Here is a 21,417-nt window from a genome sequence, read left to right on the forward strand (position 1 = left end):
TCCCGTCATGACAATCTCGCAGACCAACGGGCCCGGCCGGCGCGGCACTTCGCGGATCGGCGCCCTGTTCGCCGCACCGTACGTCCTGTTCGTCCTGGCCGTGTTCGCCGTACCGCTGGGCTACACGGTGTGGATCTCCTTCCACCGCTTCTACTTCACCGCGCCGGGCGCGGGGGTGGACTCGCCCTGGGTCGGCCTGAGCAACTACCGGGACGTGTTCACCGATCCCGTCGTGGGCCGCGCCTTCCTCAACATCCTGATCTTCCTCGTCATCAACGTCCCGCTGACCGTGGGCCTTTCGCTGGTGCTGGCCGCCGCGCTCAACGCCAAGCTGCCCTTCCGTTCCTTCTTCCGGGCCGCCTACTACGTGCCCTACGTCACCGCCAGCGTCGCGCTCGTCGCCGTGTGGGCGTTCCTCTTCGGTTCCGACGGACTGGTCAACCACGCACTCGGCGGACTGGCCCCCGATCCCTCTTGGCTCGTCAACACGCACCTGGCGATGCCGATGATCGCCTTCTTCGTCACCTGGAAACAGCTCGGCTTCTTCGTGATGCTCTACCTGGCCGCGCTCCAGAACGTCAGCGGGGAACTGTACGAGGCGGCCGCCGTGGACGGCGCGGGAAGCGTGCGCCGGTTCTTCTCGATCACCGTTCCGGGGGTGCGCCCCGCCACCACGCTGGTCCTGATCTACGCGATCATCACGGGCGCCAACCTGTTCAGCGAGCCCTATCTGCTCACCGGAGGCGGCGGCCCCGACCACGCCTCGGTCTCGCCCGTACTCGTCATGTACCAGAAGGGCATCGAGCAGGGACACCCCGACTTCGCGGCCGCCCTCGGCATCGTCCTCATGGTGTTCGTGCTCGCCATCTCCCTGTTGGCCCGAAAGATCTCCGAGAGGGGCGAGTGACACCATGAGCACCCCCACCGACCACACCCGGACCACGCCCGCCCCGTCAGCGGCCGCCCGGGAGTCACGGAGCCCCGCGACCCGTGGAGCCCGCACCGGCCGGATACTGCAGCTGACCGCGCTGTCGCTCGGAGCGGTCGCCTTCCTCTTCCCCTTCTACTACATGGTCGTCGGCTCGTTGAAGAAGACGACCACCGGCGACGTCTCGGGCGCCCTGCCCGGCGGCTTCACCACCGCCAACTACCGGGCCATCAACAGCGCCATCTCCCTGGGCCGTTCACTGCTGAACTCCGGCATCGTCACCGGCGGGGTCCTGCTGTGCACGCTGGTCTTCGGCGTCCTCGCCGGATACGCCCTCGCCCGGCTGTCCTTCCGCGGCCGCGGAACCGTGTTCGCCACCCTGCTGCTCGTCCAGACCATCCCGTTCCAGCTGCTCATGCTGCCGCTGTACGCGCTGGTCGTGCGCAACTACGGCCTGGGCGACAGCTACCTGGGCATGATGCTGCCCTTCGCGATCAACTCGACGGCGGTCTTCCTCTTCCGGCAGTTCTTCCTGCAGCTGCCGGCCTCGCTCTTCGAGGCGGCCCGCATCGACGGCGCGAGCGAACTGCGCATCCTGTGGACGATCGCCCTGCCCATGGCCCGCCCCGCGCTGCTCACCGGTGTCCTGCTCACGTTCATCGGCCCCTGGAACGAGTTCCTCTGGCCCTTCCTCGTCACCAAGAACACCGACATGCAGCCGCTGGCCGTCTCCCTCGCCGGATTCCTGTCCAACCTGCAGGGCACCGTCGCCAATCCGACCGGCGCCCTGCTGGCGGGCGCGTGCGTCCTGGCTCTTCCCGCCGTGGCGCTGTTCCTCGTGTTCCAGCGTCACTTCACCCACACCAACATCGACTCCGGAGTAAAGGGCTGAACCCCCCATGAACCACCCCGCGCCGCAGAACCCCATCCCGTACCGCCTCGTCCGCAAGGGCATGGTGATGTCCCCCCTGGCCGGTCAGCCGTACGAGACGGAAGGCGTTCTCAACCCCGCCTCCGGCCGTACCCCCGACGGCACCCTGCACCTGCTGCCCCGACTGGTCGCCGAGGGCAACGTCTCCCGCGTCGGCCTGGCGAAGGTCCTCTTCGACGACGAGGGCGTCCCCTGCGGCGTCGAGCGCCGCGGCGTCGTCCTCGCCCCCGACGAGGGCTGGGAGCGCGGCAAGAACAACGCCGGTGTCGAGGACCCGCGCGTCACCTGGATCCCGAGCCTCGGCCGCCATGTGATGTCGTACGTCGCCTACGGACCGCTCGGTCCGAAGCCGGCCCTCGCCGTCTCCACCGACCTCACCGAGTGGACCCGCCTGGGCCCCGTCCAGTTCGCCTACCAGCCCGACCTGGACACGGACCTCAACCTCTTCCCCAACAAGGACGTCGTCCACTTCCCCGAGCCGGTCCCCGGTCCCGACGGCGAACCGTCGTACGCCATGCTGCACCGGCCCATGTGGGACCTGGGCTGGTTCCGTCCCGGCGAGGGCGTCCACCTGCCGGCCGGTCTCACGGACGAACGGCCCGGCATCTGGATCTCCTACGTACCCGTGGCCGAGGTGGAGCGGGACATCAGCGCGCTGACCCGTCCGCGCCACCACCGGCTCGTCGCGCTCTCCGCCCACCCGTGGGAGGACCTGAAGATCGGCGGCGGCCCCGCCCCGATCCGCGTCGACGAGGGCTGGCTCCTCATCCACCACGGCGTCTCCGGCACCATCGACGACCCCTGGGTGCAGAACCAGAACGTCTCCTACGCGGCCGGCGCCATGATCCTCGACCCGGCCGACCCCTCGCGGGTGCTGACCCGTTCGACCGTGCCCCTGATGGCCCCCGAGACCGAGGAGGAGCGCTCGGGCACGGTGCCGAACGTCGTCTTCCCCACCGCCATCGAAGAGGTCGACGGCAAGCTGTTCGTCTTCTACGGCATGGCCGACGCGCACATCGGTGTGGCCCTGCTGGAACGTACGGCGTGACCACGGAACTGGGGCTCGGGCTGGTCGGCTGCGGCGCGTTCGGGGCGTACGTCCTGGACGCCGTGGCCGGCCTGCCGGGGCTGCGAGTCACGGCCGTGGCCGACGCCGACCCGGCACGCGCGGCCGCCCTCGCCGGCAGGCACCAGGTCACGGCCTGCCCGGACCCGGACACCCTGCTGCGCCACCCGGGCGTCGACATCGTGGCGGTCGCGACCCCGCCCGCCACCCACGCCGCGTTGTCGATCGCCGCCCTGCGCGCGGGCCGGCACGTCTTCTGCGAGAAGCCCCTGGCGACCACCGCGCGGGACGCCGAACGGGTGGGGGAGGAGGCGTCGCGCGCGCCCGGCACACTCGTGGTGGACCACGTCCTGCGCTACAACCCGCTGCTGCGCGCCGTCCGACGGCTCGTCTCCGAAGGCTTGCTGGACGGTCCACGACGCTTCCTGTTCGAGAACGACGCGGCCGACGAGGACCTCGACGCCGACCACTGGTTCTGGGACCCGGACCACAGCGGCGGCATCTTCGTCGAGCACGGCGTCCACTTCTTCGACGCGGCCCGCGCCCTGCTCGGGAGCGAGCCGCAGGAGGTGCGGGCGAGCGCCGTGGGACGGCCCGGCGGCCCGGTCGACATGGTCGTCGCGGACGTCGTGCACCCGGGCGGCGCCCTGGCCAGCCATCTGCACTCCTTCACCCACGCCCATCGCTGCGAGCGCCAACTGATGCGTCTGGACCACGGCTTCGCCGAGTCCCGCATCACCGGCTGGATTCCGACCCACGGCGTCATCACGGCCTGGACGGACGAAGCCGGTGCCCGCGCCTGGGAGCGGCTTCCCCTCAGAACATCCGAGCTGCTGCACGTTCCGGGCTTCCGGCCGCACCCGGACGACCGGGTGTCCGTCTCGGTCCACCGGGACGCCGGGGGAGCGGCGCCCGCCCGGGGCAGGGGAGTCACCCGCAGCGTGCCGCACCGCGTGGACGCGGTCGTCGACCTCGGCGGCGAGGAACGCAAGCCGTACGTCTACACCGAAAGCGTGCGCGCGGCCATGGCGGACCTGGTGCGGTGTGCCGCGACCGGCGGTACCCCGGTCGCCGACGTGCGGGCGGGAGTGAGCGCCGTGGCGGTCGCCGAGGCCGCCACGAGAGCGGCGGCGAGCGGACACGTACAGCAGGTCGTCACGGTGGGAGAAGGGAGTCGAACGGCATGATCTGGTGGCGCGACGCCGTCTGCTACGAGATGTACCCCCGGTCGTTCGCCGACAGCGACGGCGACGGGACCGGGGACCTGCCGGGCATCACCCGGCATCTCGACCACGTCAGGGACCTCGGTGCGGACGCGATCTGGATCACGCCGTTCTATCCGTCTCCGCTGGCCGACGGCGGCTACGACATCGCCGACCACACCGCCGTCGCCGACGACCTGGGCACGCTCGCCGACTTCGGGGCGCTCACCGTCCGCGCCCACGCCATGGGCCTCAAGGTCATCGTCGACGTGGTGCCCAACCACAGTTCGGACACCCACCCCTGGTTCCGTGAGGCCCTGGCGGCCGGTCCGGGCTCGGCGGCGCGCGCCCGGTACCTCTTCCGAACCGGGCAGGGCCCGGACGGCGCCCTGCCGCCCAACGACTGGGAGTCGGCCTTCGGCGGACCGGCCTGGACCCGGGTGCCCGACGGGGAGTGGTACCTCCACCTCCACGCCCCGGAGCAGCCCGACTTCGACTGGCGCGACCCCGACGTGCGAGCCGAGTTCGCCAGGGTGCTGCGCTTCTGGCTCGACCAGGGCGTGGACGGCTTCCGGATCGACGTGGCCCACGCCCTGTTCAAGGCGGACGGCCTGCCCGACGCCGGGCCCGGACAGCACCGGGATCCCGCGCGCAACCACCTGATGCCGTACTACGACCAGGAGGAGCTGCATCCCCTCTACCGGGAGTGGCGTACGCTGCTGGACACCCATCCGGCCCCGCCCGGCGCGGTGGCCCCCGGCGAGCGTGTCCTCGTCGCCGAGTCCGCGGTCTTCGAACCCACCCGGCTGGCCCGGTACGTTCGTGCGGACGAGATGCAACAGGCCTTCAACTTCGCCTTTCTCGAAGCCCCTTGGCAGGCCACGACACTGCGCCGCGTGATCGACGAGTCGCTGGCCGCCACCGCGGCCGTCGACGCCCCCGTGACCTGGGTGATGTCCAGTCACGACGCTCCCCGCCCCGCGACCCGCCTGGGCGGCGAACTGCGCGCCCGGTCGGCCGCTCTGCTGATGCTCGCCCTCCCCGGCGCCGTCTATCTCTACCAGGGGGAGGAACTGGGTCTGCCGCAGGCCGACCTGCCCGACGACCGTATCCGGGACCCGCTGTGGCATCGCTCGGGCGGTACGGACCGCGGACGCGACGGCGCCCGCGTGCCGATCCCCTGGCGCGGGGACCGGCCGCCGTACGGGTTCACCACGGCCGCGCCCGAGGCCTGCTGGCTTCCCCAGCCCGAGGGCTGGGGCCGGTACTCCGTCGCCGCCCAGCGCGAGGACCCGGACTCCGTCCTGTCCCTCTACCGGCGAGCACTGCGGCTGCGACGGGAACACCCGGTCGCCGCGCACGGCGGCCTGCGCTGGCACTCACCGGCCGACGCGTCCTATCTGGCCTTCTCCCGAGGGGAGTTGACCTGTGTGGTGAATCTCGGCCCGGAGGCGCTGGATCTGGCGCGGACGGGGTCGGCGGGCCGGCCGGTGCTGGCGAGCGCCGCGCTGCTGGACGGCGGTGAGCTGCCGGCGGACGCCTGTGTGTGGCTCTCCACCGCAGTAGGTGGCGAGGAAGGCGGTCCGGCTCGACCGTGATCATCCGACGGGCCGTCACCCGGCGTGCTCCGGGGCGGCGTTGACGAAGACGCGCGGCGGTGGGCCGTGCGCGATTGGTTGACGTGGCTCCGTCAGCCTGTCATGGTCTAGACCTGATGAGGTGCCGCGTCCGGAGTCCGCTCCGGGCGCGGCGCCTTCCCGCACAGCTCCCTCCCCCACCGCCGCGGCCTCCGACCGCGTTAGGAGCGATGCCCCGATGCTCTTCAGCCCTGCCGCTCACTTCTTCTCCCTCGGACGGGTCACGGTCGGACGTTCCCTGGTGACAGCCGTGCTCACCGTGGTCCTCTCCGCGCTGTTCCTCTCCGCGCCGCCCGCGCACGCGGCCAGCGGTCAGATCTCCGGACTGGCCGGAAAGTGCGCCGACGTGGCCGGCGCGAACAGCGCCAACGGCACCGCGGTACAGCTCTACGACTGCAACGGGACCGCCGCGCAGAGCTGGTCGAACCCGGGCGACGGCACCCTGCGGGCGCTCGGGAAGTGCCTCGACATCGTGGACCGCGGCACCGCCGACGGCGCGGCGGTCCAGCTGTGGGACTGCGCGGGCAGTGCCAATCAGCAGTGGGTGGTCACCGCCGCCCACGACATCGTCAATCCCGCGGCCAACAAGTGTCTGGACGTCCGCGGCAACAGCTCGGCCAACGGCGGCCGGCTGCAGATATGGACCTGCACGGGCGCGGCCAATCAGAAGTGGAACGCCCCCGCGAGCGGCGGTGGCGGCACCAATCCCTCCGGATTCGTCGTCAGCGAGGGGCAGTTCAATCAAATGTTCCCGGGCCGGAACGGCTTCTACACCTACAGCGGGCTCGTCCAGGCGCTGAGCGCCTACCCGGGGTTCGCGAACAGCGGGAGCGACACGGTCAAGAAGCAGGAGGCCGCGGCCTTCCTCGCCAACGTGAACCACGAGACCGGCGGGCTGGTCTACGTGGTGGAGCAGAACACGGCCAACTATCCGCACTACTGCGACGCGGGTCAGCCCTACGGCTGCCCGGCCGGCCAGGCCGCGTACTACGGGCGGGGCCCGATCCAGCTCAGCTGGAACTTCAACTACAAGGCGGCGGGTGACGCGCTCGGCATCGACCTGCTGGGCAACCCGTGGCGGGTCGAACAGGACTCGGCCGTCGCCTGGAAGACGGGCCTTTGGTACTGGAACACGCAGTCGGGACCCGGCTCGATGACCCCGCACAACGCCATGGTGAACCAAGCCGGCTTCGGTCAGACGATCCGGTCCATCAACGGCTCGCTGGAGTGCGACGGCCGCAACCCCGCCCAGGTGCAGAGCCGGGTGAGCGCTTACCAGCAGTTCACCGCGATCCTCGGGGTCGCCCCGGGCAACAACCTCTACTGCTGAGCGGGGTCCCGCCCCTGTCGCCCGTGGGTGACCCGGTCCGGCCGGGTCACCCACGGGCGCTGCCGGTTCCGGACCGGCGGCGGCGACACCATGGACCGTGGCGTTCCGTCCGCCCGTGACGTGGCCGCGGGCGGTGCGGCCTCCCGGAGGGCCGCACCGCCCGCGGTGACCGGTCCGGCTCAGTTGCCGGTGGTCCGGGCGGCCTGCTCTATCAGGCGGGTGACCGCGCCGGGGTGCGACACCGAGACGGCGTGCGACGCCTTGATCTCGATGGTGTGCGCGTGGGCGCGCTCGGCCATGAAGCGCTGCGCGGCCGGAGGGATGTTGAGGTCCTGGGTGGTGACGAGGTCCCAGGAGGGGATGGTCTTCCAGGCGGGCGTCGTCGCCTTCTCGTCCAGGGCGGAGGCGGCGACCGGGCGCTGGGTGGCGGCCATCAGGTCGGTGACCCGCTTCGGTACGTCGGCGGCGAACTGGTGGTGGAACATGTCGGTCTTGATGTAGAGGTCGGTGCCGGTGCCGCCGCCGGGGAGCGGGAAGGACACGGGGTTGAGGGCGGTGCCGAGGGTGCTGCCGGGGAACTTGTTGGACAGCTCCAGCGCGCTCTCGCCCTTCTCGGGGGCGAAGGCGGCGATGTAGACCAGGGCCTTGACCTGGGGGGAGTCCACGGCGGCCTCGCTGATCACGGCGCCTCCGTAGGAGTGGCCGACGAGGACGACCGGCCCGCTCACGCTCTTGAGGACGCTGTGGATGTACGCGGCGTCGCCGGCCAGCCCGCGCAACGGGTTGGCGGGGGCGATCACCGGATATCCCTCGTGTCGCAGCCGCTCGATCACACCGTTCCAGCTGGAGGAGTCGGCGAAGGCGCCGTGCACCAGTACGACCGTGGGCTTCGGATGGGACGGGCCGTGCTCGGCCTTGGCCGCGCTCGCCGAGCCCGTGGCGGCGGTCAGGGTGAGCGCCGCCACACCGGCGACGGCTCCCAGCACGGCGACACGCCTGCGGGTGGGACGGATCGCGGTCTTGACGTTCATGGTGACTTCCCCTTCAGGGCGTGGCAGCTGACATCGGTGGGCCGTACCGGGCGTTTCGGCCCGGGGCGACAAGCAAAAGATAGCGGGCAATGTGCTTGCGGACAAGTTAGTTGCGCACAATTTAATTGCTCATGCGCATCCGCTCCACGGCGCCTGCGCCACCAAGGCCCGGGGCCCGGGCCCCGGCAGGATGGTGCGGCCCTGCGGCCCTGCGGCCGCAGGGCCGCCCAGAGGGCGCGCGCCTCGGACGTGCGGTCCGTGCGGGCGTGGGGAAATGGGCCTCAGGCGGGCGGGTCCGTGGGGTCCGGGTCCGTAGCGTCGGGTCCGTAGGAGTCGGAGCCCTCGATCAGCCGGAACGCCACGCACACGACCATGGTGTCGTCGTCGACCGGGGTGCCCAGGCGGTCCCAGTACCGGCGATGCCCCGCCCGCCATTCCTCCACCGAGGCGTGACCCTCCCCTTCGGCCTCCACGTGTTCCCACGTCACCTCGGCGAAGGGCGTCAAGGTCACGCCGGTCACCTCGATCAGGGCCGCGCGGGCGCCGTCCCTGTCGAGCAGGGCGAGCGTCTCACCCGGATACTCGACGCCCTCGGCCTCCTCCGCGTAGACCGTCAGCAGCCCGGTGGACGCGGTCTTCCGGCCCGCCAGGACCAGCCGGTTGAGCCGGGTCCGCATCTCGTCGGCCGTACCGAGCTCGTAGGACCGCATGCCCTCGACCCGTGCCCACATCGCCCGGTCCCGTCGTCGGCGGCCGACCGGTCGCGGTCGCCCGGAGAAGTATCTGTCCGAACAGTGATCCCGGTCAGCGCACGACCAGCCGGTACGGGCCCGCAGGTACCAGTTCGCCGATCACCGGGGCGCCCGGCACCTCGCCCGCGACGAGCAGTCCGCCGGAGGTCTGGGCGTCGGCGAGAAGGAGCCGGGTCGGCTCGTCGGTACGGCCGAAGTCCGTGTACGGGGTGACCCAGGCGAGGTTGCGGCGGGTTCCGCCGCTGATGTGCCCGGCGCGGGCGGCGTCCCGGGCGCCGTCAAGGAAGGGGACCGCGGCGGAGTCGACGACCGCGGTCACCCCTGACGCGCGTGCCAGCTTGAACAGGTGGCCGAGCAGACCGAAACCGGTGACGTCGGTGGCGCACACCGCTCCCGCGGCCAGCGCGGCACGTGCCGCCTCGCCGTTGAGCGCGGTCATCGTCTCCACCGCCTGCGGGAAGATCTCGCCCGTCGCCTTGTGCCGGTTGTTGAGCACTCCCAGGCCCAGCGGCTTGGTCAGCGACAGCGGCATCCCCGGCCGGCCCGCGTCGTTGCGCAGCAGGCGCTCCGGATCGACGGTGCCGGTCACCGCCATGCCGTACTTGGGTTCCGGGTCGTCGACGCTGTGGCCGCCCGCCACCACACAGCCCGCCGACGCCGCCACGTCCGTTCCGCCCCGCAGCACCTCCTGCGCCAGATCGAAGGGCAGCACGTCGCGCGGCCAGCACAGCAGATTGACCGCCACCAGGGGGGTGCCCCCCATGGCGTAGACGTCGGAGAGCGCGTTCGCGGCGGCGATGCGGCCCCAGTCGTAGGGGTCGTCGACCACCGGCGTGAAGAAGTCGGCGGTGGCGACGGCCGCGAGCGTGCCGGGGCCGCCCGGCAGCCGGACGACCGCGGCGTCGTCACCGTGATCCAGGCCGACCAGCACCTCCGCGCCACCGCACGCCTCCGGTGAGGTCAGTCCGGCCACGATCTCCTCGAGTTCCCCCGGCGGGATCTTGCAGGCGCAGCCGCCACCGTGCGCGTACTGCGTGAGCCGCACGCCCGGACGCGGAGTCCGCCGTACGTCGGTCCGTGGGCTGGTCATCGCATCGTTCCTTGCCTGTGCGGGGGAGCGCCGTGTGGCGCGTTGACTTGCGGGGCGGTGCGGGGGTTCGATGGCCGGACGGCCGGGGGCCTCGCCCCGGTGACGGCCCGCGGGGAGACGTCAAGGTGCCTGGTGGCCCTCCCGGTCTTCAAAACCGAGGTGTCCGAGCAACTCGGGCAGGCGGGTTCGATTCCCGTCCGTCTCCGCCGGCCGGAGTCCCCCGTCCGTCTCGTCCGGGGGCCGGGCCCGGGCCGCGACAGCGGCGCAGCGCACCGTCCACCCGAACGGTCCGGCCGCACTCGTCCAGGTATTCGAGCAGCGGGACGGCGACCCGGCGTGTGGTGTCCAGTGCCTGGCGCGCCTGGCTGACGGAGAACGGCTGTGCCAGGCGCGCGAGGACGTCCGCGGCCCGCGCGTCCGCCCCCGGCAGCAGCACGATGCCGTCGCTGATCCGCAGCAGTGCTCCCGCGGCCTCCGCGGCCGCCAACAGCCGGGGAGTGAGCCCGAGTTCCCGCAGCCTGTCGGCCTCCGGTGCGCGGAACGGCTCGCGGGCGAGGTCCGCGCGCACGGTGTCGACCGCGGCCTCGGCGTCGGCGGGCAGAACGGGGCGTGTGTGATCGCCGTAGACACGTCCGTCGACGTGCCGCAACCCAGGCGACCGCGCCAACAGCGCGCCGATCAGGGCGCGTTCGGGCAGATCGAGGGCCCGGCGTGCCGACTCCAGCGGCAGACCGGGGTCCAGCGGGTTGCGAGCGGCGTGCTCCTCGACCACGTCCCGGAGGCGGTCACGCAGAGCCGACCAGTGGGCCGGGTCCGCCAGCCAGTCCCCGGCGACCGGTTCGGCCGGCGGCCGCAGGCCCATGGCGCACAGCTCCGAGCGGCGGATCAGACCCCGACGGCGTACTTCCCCGGTCCCGTCGGCGCCCGCCGGGGCGGCCCGCAGTTCGCGGTCGCGTGCGGCCGCCGCGCCGCGCCGGGTCAGCCGCGGCGGGCGAATGTCGAGCACGGTGAGGCCCGCCGCGACACGGTGTCTGCCGGGGTCGCGAAGCAGTGCGGTGTCGCCGACGCGCAGCGGCAGAGGGACGGCGAGCCGTAGGCGGGCCGAGCCCTCGCCGAGCGGACGGACCGTCACCGGCACCGCCGCGGAGCCCGCGTGCAGGGTGAGTTCGCGGGGCAGCTCCCGGGCCGGATCGCCCCGCAGCCGTACGTCCATGGTGTCGGTGGTCAGCCACCGGCCGGGGGTGAGCAACGCGTCGCCGCGGCGCAGGGCGCCCGCGCCCGGCCCGGTCACGTTGACCGCCACCCGGGCCACCGCGTCGGCCACCTGTCGCGGCTCCTTCAGGCATTCCAGCCCGCGCACCCGCAACACCTGTCCGTCCCGGGCGAGTTGGAGCCGATCGCCGACGCGCACCGTGCCCGCGCCGAGGGTCCCCGTGACGACGGTGCCGTGCCCATGCACCGTGAACGCCCGGTCCACCCACAGCCGTACGTCCGCCGCGCGGTCCGGGGCGGGCAGTTCACCGGCCAGCCGGACCAGACTCGTACGCAGCGCGTCGAGGCCGGCGCCGCTCACCGCGCTGACGGCCACGCTCGGCAGCGTTCCGAGAGAGGACTCGGCGATCCGGGCGAGCGCCTGGGCCCGGGCCGCGTCCGGCTCGGCGAGGTCGCACCGGGAGACAGCGAGGACACCGTGCCGCACCCCGAGTGCGTCGAGGACGGACAGATGCTCCTCCGACTGCGGCTGCCAGCCCTGGTCGGCCGCCACGACGAAGAGGACGGCGGGGGCCGGGCCGACCCCGGCCAGCATGGAGCCCACGAGCCGTTCGTGTCCCGGCACGTCCACGAACGCGATGTCCCCCGCTCCCGGCAGTCGTGTCCACACGAAGCCCAGGTCCAGCGTCATGCCCCGGCGCCGTTCCTCCGCCCAGCGATCGGGCTCCATCCCGGTCAGGGCGCGCAGCAGCGCGGACTTGCCGTGGTCGACGTGGCCGGCGGTGGCGATGACGTGCATGGTCAGGTCCCCGCTGCCGGTCCGGCCGTCCCCCGTGGGCTGCCGGCCCGGCGTACCGCCTCCGCGAGCCGTGCGTCGGCGTCGACCGGGACCGCCCGCAGGTCGAGGAGGCAGCGGCCGTCCTCCACGCGGGCCAGCACGGCGGGGTCGGTGCCGCGCAGCAGGGCCGCGTAGTCGCTCGGCAGGGAAACTGCGGCGCTCGGCAGGGTCACGCCGGGCGCGCCGCCCCCGCCGACCACGGCCTCGGTGTCGACGGCACGGCCGTCTACCCCGTCCGCCCGCAGCTCCTCCGCGAGCCGTTCGGCGCGTCGCCGCAGCTCCCCGTGGTCGGCGCGCAGCGCGGTCAGGGCCGGGGGCTCGGGGCCGCGCAACGTCGCCTCCAGGGCCGCCAAGGTCAGCTTGTCCACCCGCAGGGCGCGGGCCAGGGGGTGACGGGCCAGCCGTCGTACCAGCCCGGCGTCGCCCAGCAGCAGCCCGCACTGGGGACCGCCCAGCAGCTTGTCGCCGCTGGCGGTGACGAGGGACGCCCCGGCGCGCAGATGGCTCGTCGCGTCGGGTTCCTCGGGCAGCACCGGTTCCGGAGCGAGCAGGCCCGAGCCGATGTCCGCCACCACCGGCACGCCGAGCGCGGCCAGTTCGGCGACGGTCGCCTCCCGGGTGAAGCCGGTGACACGGAAGTTGGAGGGGTGGACCTTCAGGATGAAGCCGGTGTCCGCCCCCAGTGCCCCGGCGTAGTCGGCGGGCGTGGTGCGGTTGGTCGTGCCGACCTCGCGCAGCCGGGCGCCGGTGGACTCCAGCAGGTCGGGCAGCCGGAAACCGTCCCCGATCTCCACCATCTCGCCGCGGCTGACGACGATCTCCCGGCCCCGGGCGAGCGCGGTGGCGGCCAGCGCCAGTGCCGCCGCGCCGTTGTTGACCACGTGGGCGGCCCCGGCGGCCGGTACCGACCGCAACAGGGCGTCGAGCGCGGAGGAGCCCCGGCGGGAACGGGCTCCGGTGGTGAGGTCCAGCTCCACGTCCGTCGTCCCCGAGGCGGCCAGTACGGCGTCACGGGCCGCCGCCGAGAGCGCGGCCCGGCCGAGGTTGGTGTGGAGCAGCACTCCGGTGGCGTTGATGACCGGGCGCAGCGCGGCGGCGGTGGCGGGCAGGGCGGCCACGGCCCGCTCGGCGATCTCACCGAGGGGTACCTCACCCGCCCTGGCCCGTGCCTGCACACCGACGACGACGTCCTTGACCAGCTCCCGGCCCAGCCGTCGTACCGCCGCCACGAGCCGCGGATCGGCCAGCAGCACATCGGTGCGGGGCAGCCGCCGCAGCTCGTCGACGGGCGGGGCGGAGCCCGTGGCGGAGACCTGGTCGCGGTCCATCTCGTGCACTCTCACTGGGGACGTACCGGAGGAAACCCCGTCAGGCTAGGGCGCCCGGCGGTCCCCGCGTCCGCGCCACACCGCAGCGGTACGCGACGGCCGGAACCGGCCGCGGGACCGGCGGGGCGCGTCCCCGACGACGTGCGACCAGATCACTCCCCGTCCCGCTGTGTGCGGCGGGCGTCGAGGCGCTCGCGGTGCGGCCCGACCACGTAGGCCGGGTCCTCGGTGGACGTCACACCCGCCTCGAAGGTGCCGAAGCGCTGCAGGGCGCTGCCGGCCATGAGGGCCAGCCCGCCCACGGCGGCGGCCGTACGGCTGCGCCGGGCCAGGGTCAGTGCGGTGACCGCCCCGGCCAGGGTGAGGTACTCCGACGCCTTGCGCAGGCGGTGCGGGCGGCCGGTGGTGTACGCCCGGGTCACGAAACCGGGGCGCCGGTCGATGAGACGCGACGCGACGACCTCGGCCGCCGAACCGGCCACGGCGAACCGCCGTGCCGGGCCCGCCTCCGTGACCGGCGTCAGCAGCATGCCCAGACCACCGGCGCCGGCCGCCGCGGACCCGGTGAACACGAAGGGCAGCTCACGGCGGGCGTCGTGCCAGGCGGGGACCGCGGTCTGGGAGAGCAGGACCGCGGTGTACGAGGCGACGCCCGGGGCGAACAGGGCGGCGGACAGGCCCGCCGGACGGGCCGCCAGGCGCAGCAGCCGCCCCGCCGGTGTGGCGCGCCAGGCGGCGGGCACCAGTTCGGCCGCGGCCGCCAGCGCGCTGCCCGGTCCGTAGGCGACGAGGATCCAGGTGCCGACGGACATAGGTGAACTCGGCTTGGCGACCCTCAGCATGTGGTGGAACCGCGCGGGCCGGCCGAGGTCCGCCACGAGCAGGTACATGCTCGCCAGCAGAGCGGCGAAGCCGCCGACCCGGCCCGCCCGCCGCAGCCGGGGACGCCTCGTCAGGTCCGCGCCGGCCGCGAGCAGCGCCGCGCCGGCCGACAGCCCGCCGGTGAAGAGGTACGCGGGGATCTTCCACTCCCACACCGGCGGCTTGAGCACCGGACGCCCGTAGTAGGAGCGGAACTCCGCCCGCGGCACCATGGACTGCTCGCGGCTCCCGTCGTCGCCCCCGCCGCGGCCCCGTCCCCGGCCGGAGCGGCGCCCGCCGTGCCCGGCGGTGCCGCGCTCAGCCGCGCCGTGCCCGGCCGTGTTCTCCCCGGCGCTGCCTGCACCGTTGCCCCCGGCGGTGCCGTCCCCGGTCATCGCCGGCCCCCGCCCAGGAAGACCGCCGCGGAGACGGCCAGCAGGGCCGAAGCCGCCGCGCCCGCGTGCTTCCACATGGACACCAGGTCGCGTGTCGGCACGATCGGGTCCGGCGGCAGCCCGTACACCTCCGGGTCGTCCAGCAGCAGGAAGAACGCGCCGTCGCCCCCGACGCCGTCCTCGGGGTCGCGGCCGTAGAGCTGGGCCTCCGGCACCCCCGCCTCGTGCAGCGTGGCCAGACGCCGGTCCGCGCGCTCGCGCAGCTCGTCCAGGGGGCCGAACTGGATGGAGTCGGTCGGGCAGGCCTTGGCGCAGGCCGGTTCCAGCCCGTCGCGCAGCCGGTCGTAGCACATCGTGCACTTCCAGGCCCGCCCGTCGTCCGGCCGTCGGTCGATGACACCGTAGGGACAGCCGGACACGCAGTAGCCACAGCCGTTGCAGATGTCCGGCTGTACGACCACGGTGCCGAACTCGGTGCGGAACAGGGCGCCGGTGGGACACACGTCGAGGCAGCCGGCATGGGTGCAGTGCTTGCACACGTCCGAGGACATCAGCCAGCGGAACTGGGTACGGGTCTCCGCGCCCGTCTCCGCGCCGGGCAGACCGAAGGAGGGGAAGCCCAGGTCCACGGGCGCGGTGCCGAGGTCACCGCCGCCACGCCGGGCGGACTCCAGGGCGTCCGCCACGATCTCGGGGGTCTCCCCGGCGCTCGACGGACCGACGGGCAGGTCGGCCAGGCCCGCGTCCTGCCCGCCCAGCGGCCGCTCCTGCTCGATGAAGGCGACGTGCCGCCACGAACTCGCGCCCAGCATGCCCGTGTTGTCGAAGGACATGCCCAGCAGGTCGATGCCGTCCTCCGGGATGCCGTTCCACTCCTTGCAGGCCACCTCACAGGCCTTGCAGCCGATGCACACCGAGGTGTCGGTGAAGAAACCCACGCGGGGCGGGTGGTCACGGTGGCCGGCGTCCCCGGCCGGATCGGGAAGCGGCCCGTGGAAGCTGTTCTGGCTCGTCATGACGGTTCCTCCGGCCGGTCGTCCGGTTCGATGTGGGCACGCTCGGTACGGCCGTCGGCCGTCGCGATCCGGGTGCCGGTCTCCGTCGTGATCCCGGCCCGGTGGCGGTACTCCCGCACGTACGCGAGCAGGGCGGGCCCGCGCGGACGCCGTCCGGGCCGTACGTCGCAGGTCAGCACCTTGCTCTCCTGGATGAAGACGTTCGGGTCGGCCACCACGCCGATCAGGTCGTTGACCACGTCGCCGCTGGTCAGACCCGTCGTGCCCCAGTGGTACGGCATCCAGACCTGGTGCACGACACGGCCGTCGACGCGCAGCGGCGCCATGCGGTCCGTGACGACCACACGCGCGTCGACCGCCGTCCGGCTGGTGATGACGTGCGCCCAGTCCAGGTGGTGCAGACCGCGCTCCCGGGCGAGCTCCGGCGACACCTCGACGAACAGCGCGGGCTGGAGTTCGGCGAGATAGGGGAGTTGACGGCTCATGGCTCCGGCGGTGTGGTGCTCGGTCAGCCGGGCCGCGGTGAACACGTACGGGAACACCTGGGTGTGCGCCTCCGGGGGCGCGGGGTTGGACGGGTTGTCCGGGCGCCCGTAGACCTTGCGCACGGGGTTGCCCTGCTGCCCGTAGAGCAGGTTGCGCATCGGCGACTCGTGCGGTTCGTAGTGGGTGGGCAGCGGTCCGTCGGCGAGCCCGGCCGGCGCGAACAGCCATGCCTTGCCGTCGCGCATCATGATGAACGCGTCGCTGCCGCCGAGCGCTTCGGGGCCCGAGGCCCCCGCCGGAGGCCGGTAGTGCGGCGGTTTGGTGCGCTCGAAGTCCGGGGTGTCGTTGCCCGTCCACTCGCCGGCCTCCTCGTCCCACCAGATCAGCTTCTTCCGCTCGCTCCAGGGACGGCCGTCCGGGTCGGCGGACGCGCGGTTGTAGAGCACACGGCGGTTGAGCGGCCAGGTCCAGCCCCACTCCGCGTCGTACGGCCCCGACTCCAGGCGGGAGGTGCGACGGCGGGACTGGTTGGTCTCCCCGGCGTACACACCGCTGTAGATCCAGCAGCCGCAGGCGGTGCTGCCGTCCGCCCTGAGGTCGGGGTAGCCGTCGACGGTGCGCCCGGTGCGCAGGTCGATGCCGTTGATGTGGCGCAGCACGTCCGAGGGGGAGGGCTCGTCGCCCTCGACCTCGTAGTCCCAGGCCAGGTCGAGGACGGGACGGTCGCGTTCGTCGCTCGAGCCGGCCAGCCGCTGCTTGATGCGGACGGCGAGCTGGTGGAAGAACCACAGTTCGGAGCGCCGGTCCCCGGAGGGCTCCACCGCCTGGTCGCGCCACTGCAGCATGCGCTGGGTCTGGGTGAAGGTGCCGGCCTTCTCGACGTGCGAGGACGCGGGGAAGAAGAACACCTCGGTGCGGCAGCGCTCGGTGACGATCTCGCCGGTCTCGATCTCCGGCGCGTCCTTCCAGAACGACGCGCTCTCGATCATGACCAGGTCGCGGACGACCAGCCAGTCGAGGTTCGCCATGCCGAGGCGCTGGAGACGGCCGTGCGCCGAGCCCACCGCCGGGTTCTGTCCGAGCAGGAAGTAGCCGAAGACCTTGCCGTCGACCATGTCCATCACGGTGCGGTACGTGCCGTGGTCGCCGTTGATCCGGGGCAGGTAGTCGAAGCAGTAGTCGTTCTCCGCCGTCGCCGCGTCGCCCCAGTACTCCTTGAGCAGCGACACCATGTAGGCGTCGGCGTCACCCCAGAAGCCCTTCCGTCCTCGGCCCCGGACGCCGTCCAGGTAGCCGGCCAGGTCCTCGTGGCCGGTGTCGGGCATCGGCAGGTATCCGGGCAGCAGGTTGAACAGGGTGGGGATGTCGGTGGAGCCCTGGATGCTGGCGTGACCGCGCAGCGCGAAGATCCCGCTTCCCGGGCGGCCGATGTTGCCCAGCAGGAGCTGGACGATCGATCCGGCCCGGATGTACTGGGCGCCCACGGAGTGCTGGGTCCAGCCGACGCTGTAGACCAGGGCGGTGGTCCGCTCCCGGCCGGAGTTCTCCGTCCAGGCCCGGCACACGTCGAGGAACAGCTCCCGCGGGACGCCGCAGATCCGCTCCACCATTTCCGGTGTGTAGCGCGCGAAGTGCCGCTTGAGGACCTGGAACACGCAGCGCGGATGCTCCAGGGTGGGATCGGCCTCGATGCCGCCCTCGGCGTCCTCGACGAACGGGCCCTTGGCGCCGTGCTGGTACGGCTCGCAGGTCTCCTTCGCGTGGCTGCCGGGCCGCTCCCGCGCCGCGACGCCCGCGTACGACCAGCTCGACGCGTCGTACGCGGCGGTGTGCGGGTCGTAGCCGCTGAACAGCCCGTCGAGGTCCTCGGTGTCCTGGAACCGCTCGTTCACGAGGAAGGGGGCGTTGGTGTAGGCCCGCACGTACTCACGGAAGTCCAGGTCGTTGGCGAGGATGTGGTTGATCACGCCTCCGAGGAACGCGATGTCGGTGCCCGCCCTGATGGTGACGTGCTGGTCGGCGTGGGCGCTGGTGCGCGTGAAGCGCGGATCGATGTGGATGACCCGGGCGCCGCGCGCCTTCGCCTCGATGACCCACTGGAACCCGACGGGATGGGCCTCGGCCATGTTCGAGCCCATGATGATGATGCAGTCGGTGTTGACGAGGTCCTGAAGGTAGTCCGTGGCGCCGCCACGTCCGAGCGAGGCTCCCAGACCGGGAACCGTGGCGGAGTGTCAAATACGGGCCTGGTTCTCGATCTGCAGCGCGCCGAGGGCGGTGAACAGCTTCTTGATGAGGTAGTTCTCCTCGTTGTCCAGCGCGGCGCCGCCGAGGCTCGCCAGACCCATGGTGCGGCGGAGCGTCCTGCCGTCCTCGTCGGTGTCCTGCCAGCCCTTGCGGCGGGCGTCGAGCACCCGGTCGGCCACCATGTCCACCGCGGTGTCGAGGTCGAGCCGCTGCCACTCGGTGCCGTACGGCGGCCGGTAGAGCACGTGCTGCTCGCGCTGCGGCCCGGTGACGAGCTGCTTGCTGGCGGAGCCCTTGGGGCACAGCCGGCCGCGGGAGATGGGGCTGTCGGGGTTCCCCTCGATCTGGACGACGCGCTCGTCCTTCACGTAGACGCGCTGGGCGCAGCCCACCGCGCAGAACGGGCAGACCGAGTCCACCACCCGGTCCGCGCTCTCCGTGCGGGCGCCCAGACCGGCGGAGCGGGCCGACTGTGCCGCCCGGCCGCGGCCCAGCGGGTCCGTGCCGGTGAGCTGCCGGTACACCGGCCAGGCGTTCATCCACCGTCTCAGACCCATCCGCCCGCTCCTTCGTGCGAGGGCTCCCGCCTCCGTTCGACGCTACCGGCCGAGGGGCCGGCCGCAAGTCCGGGACGCCTCGGGCCGGGGCCCGCCGGGTCCGGCCGGGTCGAGCGCGCGCACGGCGTCAGCCAGCAGCTCGACGGCCCTGTCCACGTCCTGCGGGGTCGTCCAGCGGCCGAGCGACAGCCGTACGGCCGCCCGCGCCCGGGCTTCGTCGAGGCCCATCGCGCGCAGGACGGGGGAGGCGGTGCCGGTCCCGCTGTGGCACGCCGAGCCGGTGGAGGCCGCGAGGCGCGGCGCGGCCTCCAGCAGTTCGTGCCCCGTGGTGCCGTCGATGCTGACGTTCAGGGTGCCGGGCAGCCGGTGGCCGGACCCGTTCACGTGCACCCGCCCGGGAAGCGCGCGGGCGAGCCCGTGGTGGAGGCGGTCCCGCAGCAGCCCGACGCGCCGCGCGGCACCGTCCGCGAGCTCCGCGGCGGCGAGTTCGGCGGCGGTGCCCAGCGCCACGGCGAGGACGACGCTCTCGGTGCCGGCACGGCGCCCGGCCTCCTGGCCGCCGCCGTACACCAGGGGTTCGAGGCGGACACCGACGCGCACACAGAGGGCGCCGACGCCTTTCGGCGCGTACATCTTGTGGCCCGCCAGGGTCAGCAGGTCCGCGCCGAGCGCGCGCATGTCCACCGGGACCTTGCCGGCCGCCTGGGCCGCGTCGCAGTGGAAGAGGGCGCCGTGCTCGTGGGCGAGCCGGGCCAGTTCGGTGACGGGTTGCAGCGTGCCGGTCTCGTTGTTGGCGGCCATGACGGAGACCACCGCTGTTCGTTCGTCCAGTGCCGCGGCCAGATCGGCGGGATCGACCAGCCCCTCGCGGTCGACCGGCAGGTACGTCACGTCCACCCCGTGCAGGCGGTGCAGGGCGCGGCAGGTCTCCAGCACCGCGGGGTGCTCCGTGACCTGGGTGATCACCCGGCGCCTGCCGACGCCCGCGGCGAGCACGGCACCCCGCAGCGCGAGGTTGTCCGCCTCGGAGCCGGAGCCCGTGAGGACGATCCCCTCCGGGGACGCCCCGACGAGCGCGGCGACCTGCCGACGGGCCCCGGCCAGCGCGGCCCGCGGCGCCGCGCCGTAGGAATGGCCGCTGGACGGATTGCCGAAGTCGCCGACGAGGAACGGCAGCATCGCCCCGACCACCCGCGGGTCGACGGGGGTGGTGGCGTTGTGGTCCAGGTACACCGGACGGCCGTCACGGCCCCGGCCCACCGGCATCTCCGTCTCCGCCACCTCCGTCTCCGCCATCTCCGTCTCCGCATCCACCGGCATGTTCATGAAGAGCCTGCGCATTCGTTCGCGGACGGGCTGAGAGCGGGGCCCGACAGGACGGTGGTACGCGGACGGACCGGCCGGGACCCCGTACGCATTGTGGCCCATATGTCTGGAAGCCCGACCATTCGGGACATCGGGTTTGCCGGTGCGTGTCCGGGCTTCCGCCGGGCGCCCAGGGGCCTCTCTCCCGCGAAGATTAGACTCCGCGCATGAGTTCGAATCTGTCCGGCGCTCGGATCGACGCCGCCGCCGAGGCCTGGGGAGCCGCTCTGCGTCGCATCGCCGCCGCCGATCCGCACATGCGTCAGGAAGCGGCCGGGAACGGGACGTACATGGTCGTCACCGGGAGCCCGGCCGACAGCGTGAACGGTGTCTTCACCTCCGCCCTCAGACCGGACGCCGGACGCATCGAGCGTCTCGCGGCCCGGACGCCCGGGACTGCGGAGTCCTTCCCCGGGCCCGTGTCCTGGTGCGTGCAGGTGCGTTCGGACCCGGACGACCGTGTGCGTGAGGTGGCTCGGAGGCACGGCCTGACGAAGCGGGCGGAGGAACCCTTCATGGTCAGGGATCTGCGCGGCGCCCCTCCGGCCCCGGACGGCGCGGGCGAGATGCGGGTACGGGCCGTCGCGGGGGCGGAGTGCGATCTGTACGTCCGCGCGCTCGCCGACGGCTTCGGCGTCCCCGAGAAGATCTTCGCGCCCCTCTTCACCCCCGCCGTCCTCGACGCCGGCCCGGCCATCACGGCGTACGTGGGGGAGGTGCGCGGCGAGGTGGTCGCGACGGCGATGACCATCCTCACGGAGGGGCATGTCGGGATCTTCAACATCTCGACGATTCCCCGCCACCGGGGGGCCGGCCACGGACGGCGGATCACGGAGGAGGCGGTGGCGCACGGGCGGGCCGCGGGAGCCGGGACCGCCTATCTGCGCTCGTCCGGCATGGGCCTCCCGCTCTACCTATCGCTGGGCTTCGACGTGGCGGAGCACTGGACCTACTTCACCGGGGAGTGACGGCGCGCCTCCCGGACAGGAACGTGCTCGGGGGGCGGACCTGGTTGGCGGCGGGCGGGGGGCGGCAGGTGCCGGGTGGCGTGCCGGGGAGTCGACGACGCGTTGTCATCGAGGCTTTCCCCGGGCGCCGTTGGCGTGTGACCTGTCCGTACCGCCGCCGGTCTGGGATGTGGAACG

Annotated in this window: 15 protein-coding genes, 1 tRNA gene and 1 pseudogene; 8 read left to right on the forward strand and 9 right to left on the reverse strand. The window is 73.0% G+C overall.

Annotation, left to right across the window (positions count from 1 at the left end):
* Positions 1–7 precede the first annotated feature (7 nt).
* From OG776_RS39250 to OG776_RS39275, 6 genes are all read left to right on the forward strand, one after another.
* Complete coding sequence (locus OG776_RS39250; protein WP_148009725.1) at positions 8–907, forward strand: carbohydrate ABC transporter permease; 900 nt, start codon at positions 8–10, stop codon at positions 905–907.
* A 4-nt stretch (positions 908–911) separates the two neighbouring features.
* On the forward strand, positions 912–1,820 hold the full coding sequence (locus OG776_RS39255; RefSeq protein ID WP_329323450.1) for a carbohydrate ABC transporter permease: 909 nt from the start codon (positions 912–914) through the stop codon (positions 1,818–1,820).
* Positions 1,821–1,827: 7 nt separating this feature from the next.
* Entirely contained in the window at positions 1,828–2,907 is a 1,080-nt protein-coding gene (locus OG776_RS39260; protein ID WP_148009723.1) for a glycoside hydrolase family 130 protein, read from the forward strand.
* On the forward strand, positions 2,904–4,112 hold the full coding sequence (locus OG776_RS39265) for a Gfo/Idh/MocA family protein (RefSeq protein ID WP_329323452.1): 1,209 nt from the start codon (positions 2,904–2,906) through the stop codon (positions 4,110–4,112). Before OG776_RS39260 ends, OG776_RS39265 begins: the two co-directional genes overlap by 4 nt.
* Complete coding sequence (locus tag OG776_RS39270; protein WP_329323453.1) at positions 4,109–5,725, forward strand: glycoside hydrolase family 13 protein; 1,617 nt, start codon at positions 4,109–4,111, stop codon at positions 5,723–5,725. The genes OG776_RS39265 and OG776_RS39270 overlap by 4 nt, the downstream gene beginning before the upstream one ends.
* A 217-nt stretch (positions 5,726–5,942) precedes the next feature.
* Complete coding sequence (locus OG776_RS39275; RefSeq protein ID WP_148009720.1) at positions 5,943–7,094, forward strand: chitinase; 1,152 nt, start codon at positions 5,943–5,945, stop codon at positions 7,092–7,094.
* A gap of 179 nt (positions 7,095–7,273) precedes the next feature.
* Here the strand turns inward: OG776_RS39275 and OG776_RS39280 are convergent, their stop codons facing one another.
* The 3 genes from OG776_RS39280 to selD form a co-directional block, all read right to left on the reverse strand.
* Complete coding sequence (locus OG776_RS39280) at positions 7,274–8,125, reverse strand: alpha/beta fold hydrolase (protein ID WP_329323454.1); 852 nt, start codon at positions 8,123–8,125, stop codon at positions 7,274–7,276.
* A gap of 281 nt (positions 8,126–8,406) precedes the next feature.
* Entirely contained in the window at positions 8,407–8,835 is a 429-nt protein-coding gene (locus tag OG776_RS39285; protein WP_329323455.1) for an ASCH domain-containing protein, read from the reverse strand.
* Positions 8,836–8,929: 94 nt separating this feature from the next.
* Positions 8,930–9,967 carry a selenide, water dikinase SelD gene (gene selD, locus OG776_RS39290; RefSeq protein WP_148009717.1) on the reverse strand — a complete coding sequence of 346 codons (1,038 nt, stop codon included), beginning with the start codon at positions 9,965–9,967 and terminating at the stop codon, positions 8,930–8,932.
* Between the two features lie 113 nt (positions 9,968–10,080).
* On the opposite strand from selD, the gene OG776_RS39295 reads away from it, so the two are divergent.
* Positions 10,081–10,173 (forward strand) — tRNA-Sec (locus OG776_RS39295).
* A gap of 80 nt (positions 10,174–10,253) precedes the next feature.
* Here the strand turns inward: OG776_RS39295 and OG776_RS39300 are convergent.
* The 6 genes and pseudogenes from OG776_RS39300 to OG776_RS39325 form a co-directional block, all read right to left on the reverse strand.
* Positions 10,254–11,978: pseudogene (locus OG776_RS39300) on the reverse strand (SelB domain-containing protein); the annotation flags it as partial.
* Between the two features lie 2 nt (positions 11,979–11,980).
* Positions 11,981–13,345, reverse strand: coding sequence for an L-seryl-tRNA(Sec) selenium transferase (selA, locus tag OG776_RS39305; RefSeq protein ID WP_148009716.1), 1,365 nt, complete (start codon positions 13,343–13,345; stop codon positions 11,981–11,983).
* Positions 13,346–13,497: 152 nt separating this feature from the next.
* The gene (gene nrfD / locus OG776_RS39310) at positions 13,498–14,601 is read right to left on the reverse strand and encodes an NrfD/PsrC family molybdoenzyme membrane anchor subunit (protein ID WP_148009715.1); all 1,104 of its coding nucleotides are present in this window, start codon (positions 14,599–14,601) and stop codon (positions 13,498–13,500) included.
* Positions 14,598–15,617, reverse strand: a complete 1,020-nt coding sequence (locus tag OG776_RS39315; protein ID WP_148009714.1) for a 4Fe-4S dicluster domain-containing protein — start codon at positions 15,615–15,617, stop codon at positions 14,598–14,600. The genes nrfD and OG776_RS39315 overlap by 4 nt, the downstream gene beginning before the upstream one ends.
* Positions 15,614–18,907, reverse strand: a complete 3,294-nt coding sequence (gene fdh, locus OG776_RS39320) for a formate dehydrogenase (protein ID WP_261994583.1) — start codon at positions 18,905–18,907, stop codon at positions 15,614–15,616. The genes OG776_RS39315 and fdh overlap by 4 nt, the downstream gene beginning before the upstream one ends.
* Positions 18,908–18,949: 42 nt before the next feature.
* Positions 18,950–20,203, reverse strand: a complete 1,254-nt coding sequence (locus tag OG776_RS39325) for a cysteine desulfurase family protein (RefSeq protein ID WP_261994582.1) — start codon at positions 20,201–20,203, stop codon at positions 18,950–18,952.
* Positions 20,204–20,439: 236 nt separating this feature from the next.
* Between OG776_RS39325 and OG776_RS39330 the strand changes: the two genes are divergently transcribed.
* A complete protein-coding gene (locus OG776_RS39330) occupies positions 20,440–21,240 on the forward strand; it encodes a GNAT family N-acetyltransferase (RefSeq protein WP_329323458.1) in 801 nt (266 codons plus the stop codon).
* Positions 21,241–21,417: the final 177 nt, after the last annotated feature.

The sequence above is a fragment of the Streptomyces sp. NBC_01689 genome (genome assembly GCF_036250675.1).
Classification (GTDB): Bacteria; Actinomycetota; Actinomycetes; order Streptomycetales; family Streptomycetaceae; genus Streptomyces.

Excerpts from the sequence above, each read along its gene's own strand:
- OG776_RS39250 (WP_148009725.1), top strand. The coding sequence starts at position 8 with ATGACAATCTCGCAGACCAACGGGCCCGGCCGGCGCGGCACTTCGCGG.
- OG776_RS39255 (WP_329323450.1), top strand. The coding sequence starts at position 912 with ATGAGCACCCCCACCGACCACACCCGGACCACGCCCGCCCCGTCAGCG.
- OG776_RS39260 (WP_148009723.1), top strand. The coding sequence starts at position 1,828 with ATGAACCACCCCGCGCCGCAGAACCCCATCCCGTACCGCCTCGTCCGC.
- OG776_RS39270 (WP_329323453.1), top strand. The coding sequence starts at position 4,109 with ATGATCTGGTGGCGCGACGCCGTCTGCTACGAGATGTACCCCCGGTCG.
- OG776_RS39275 (WP_148009720.1), top strand. The coding sequence starts at position 5,943 with ATGCTCTTCAGCCCTGCCGCTCACTTCTTCTCCCTCGGACGGGTCACG.
- OG776_RS39280 (WP_329323454.1), bottom strand. The coding sequence starts at position 8,125 with ATGAACGTCAAGACCGCGATCCGTCCCACCCGCAGGCGTGTCGCCGTG.
- OG776_RS39285 (WP_329323455.1), bottom strand. The coding sequence starts at position 8,835 with ATGCGGTCCTACGAGCTCGGTACGGCCGACGAGATGCGGACCCGGCTC.
- selD (WP_148009717.1), bottom strand. The coding sequence starts at position 9,967 with ATGACCAGCCCACGGACCGACGTACGGCGGACTCCGCGTCCGGGCGTG.
- selA (WP_148009716.1), bottom strand. The coding sequence starts at position 13,345 with ATGGACCGCGACCAGGTCTCCGCCACGGGCTCCGCCCCGCCCGTCGAC.
- nrfD (WP_148009715.1), bottom strand. The coding sequence starts at position 14,601 with ATGACCGGGGACGGCACCGCCGGGGGCAACGGTGCAGGCAGCGCCGGG.
- OG776_RS39315 (WP_148009714.1), bottom strand. The coding sequence starts at position 15,617 with ATGACGAGCCAGAACAGCTTCCACGGGCCGCTTCCCGATCCGGCCGGG.
- OG776_RS39325 (WP_261994582.1), bottom strand. The coding sequence starts at position 20,203 with ATGGCGGAGACGGAGGTGGCGGAGACGGAGATGCCGGTGGGCCGGGGC.
- OG776_RS39330 (WP_329323458.1), top strand. The coding sequence starts at position 20,440 with ATGAGTTCGAATCTGTCCGGCGCTCGGATCGACGCCGCCGCCGAGGCC.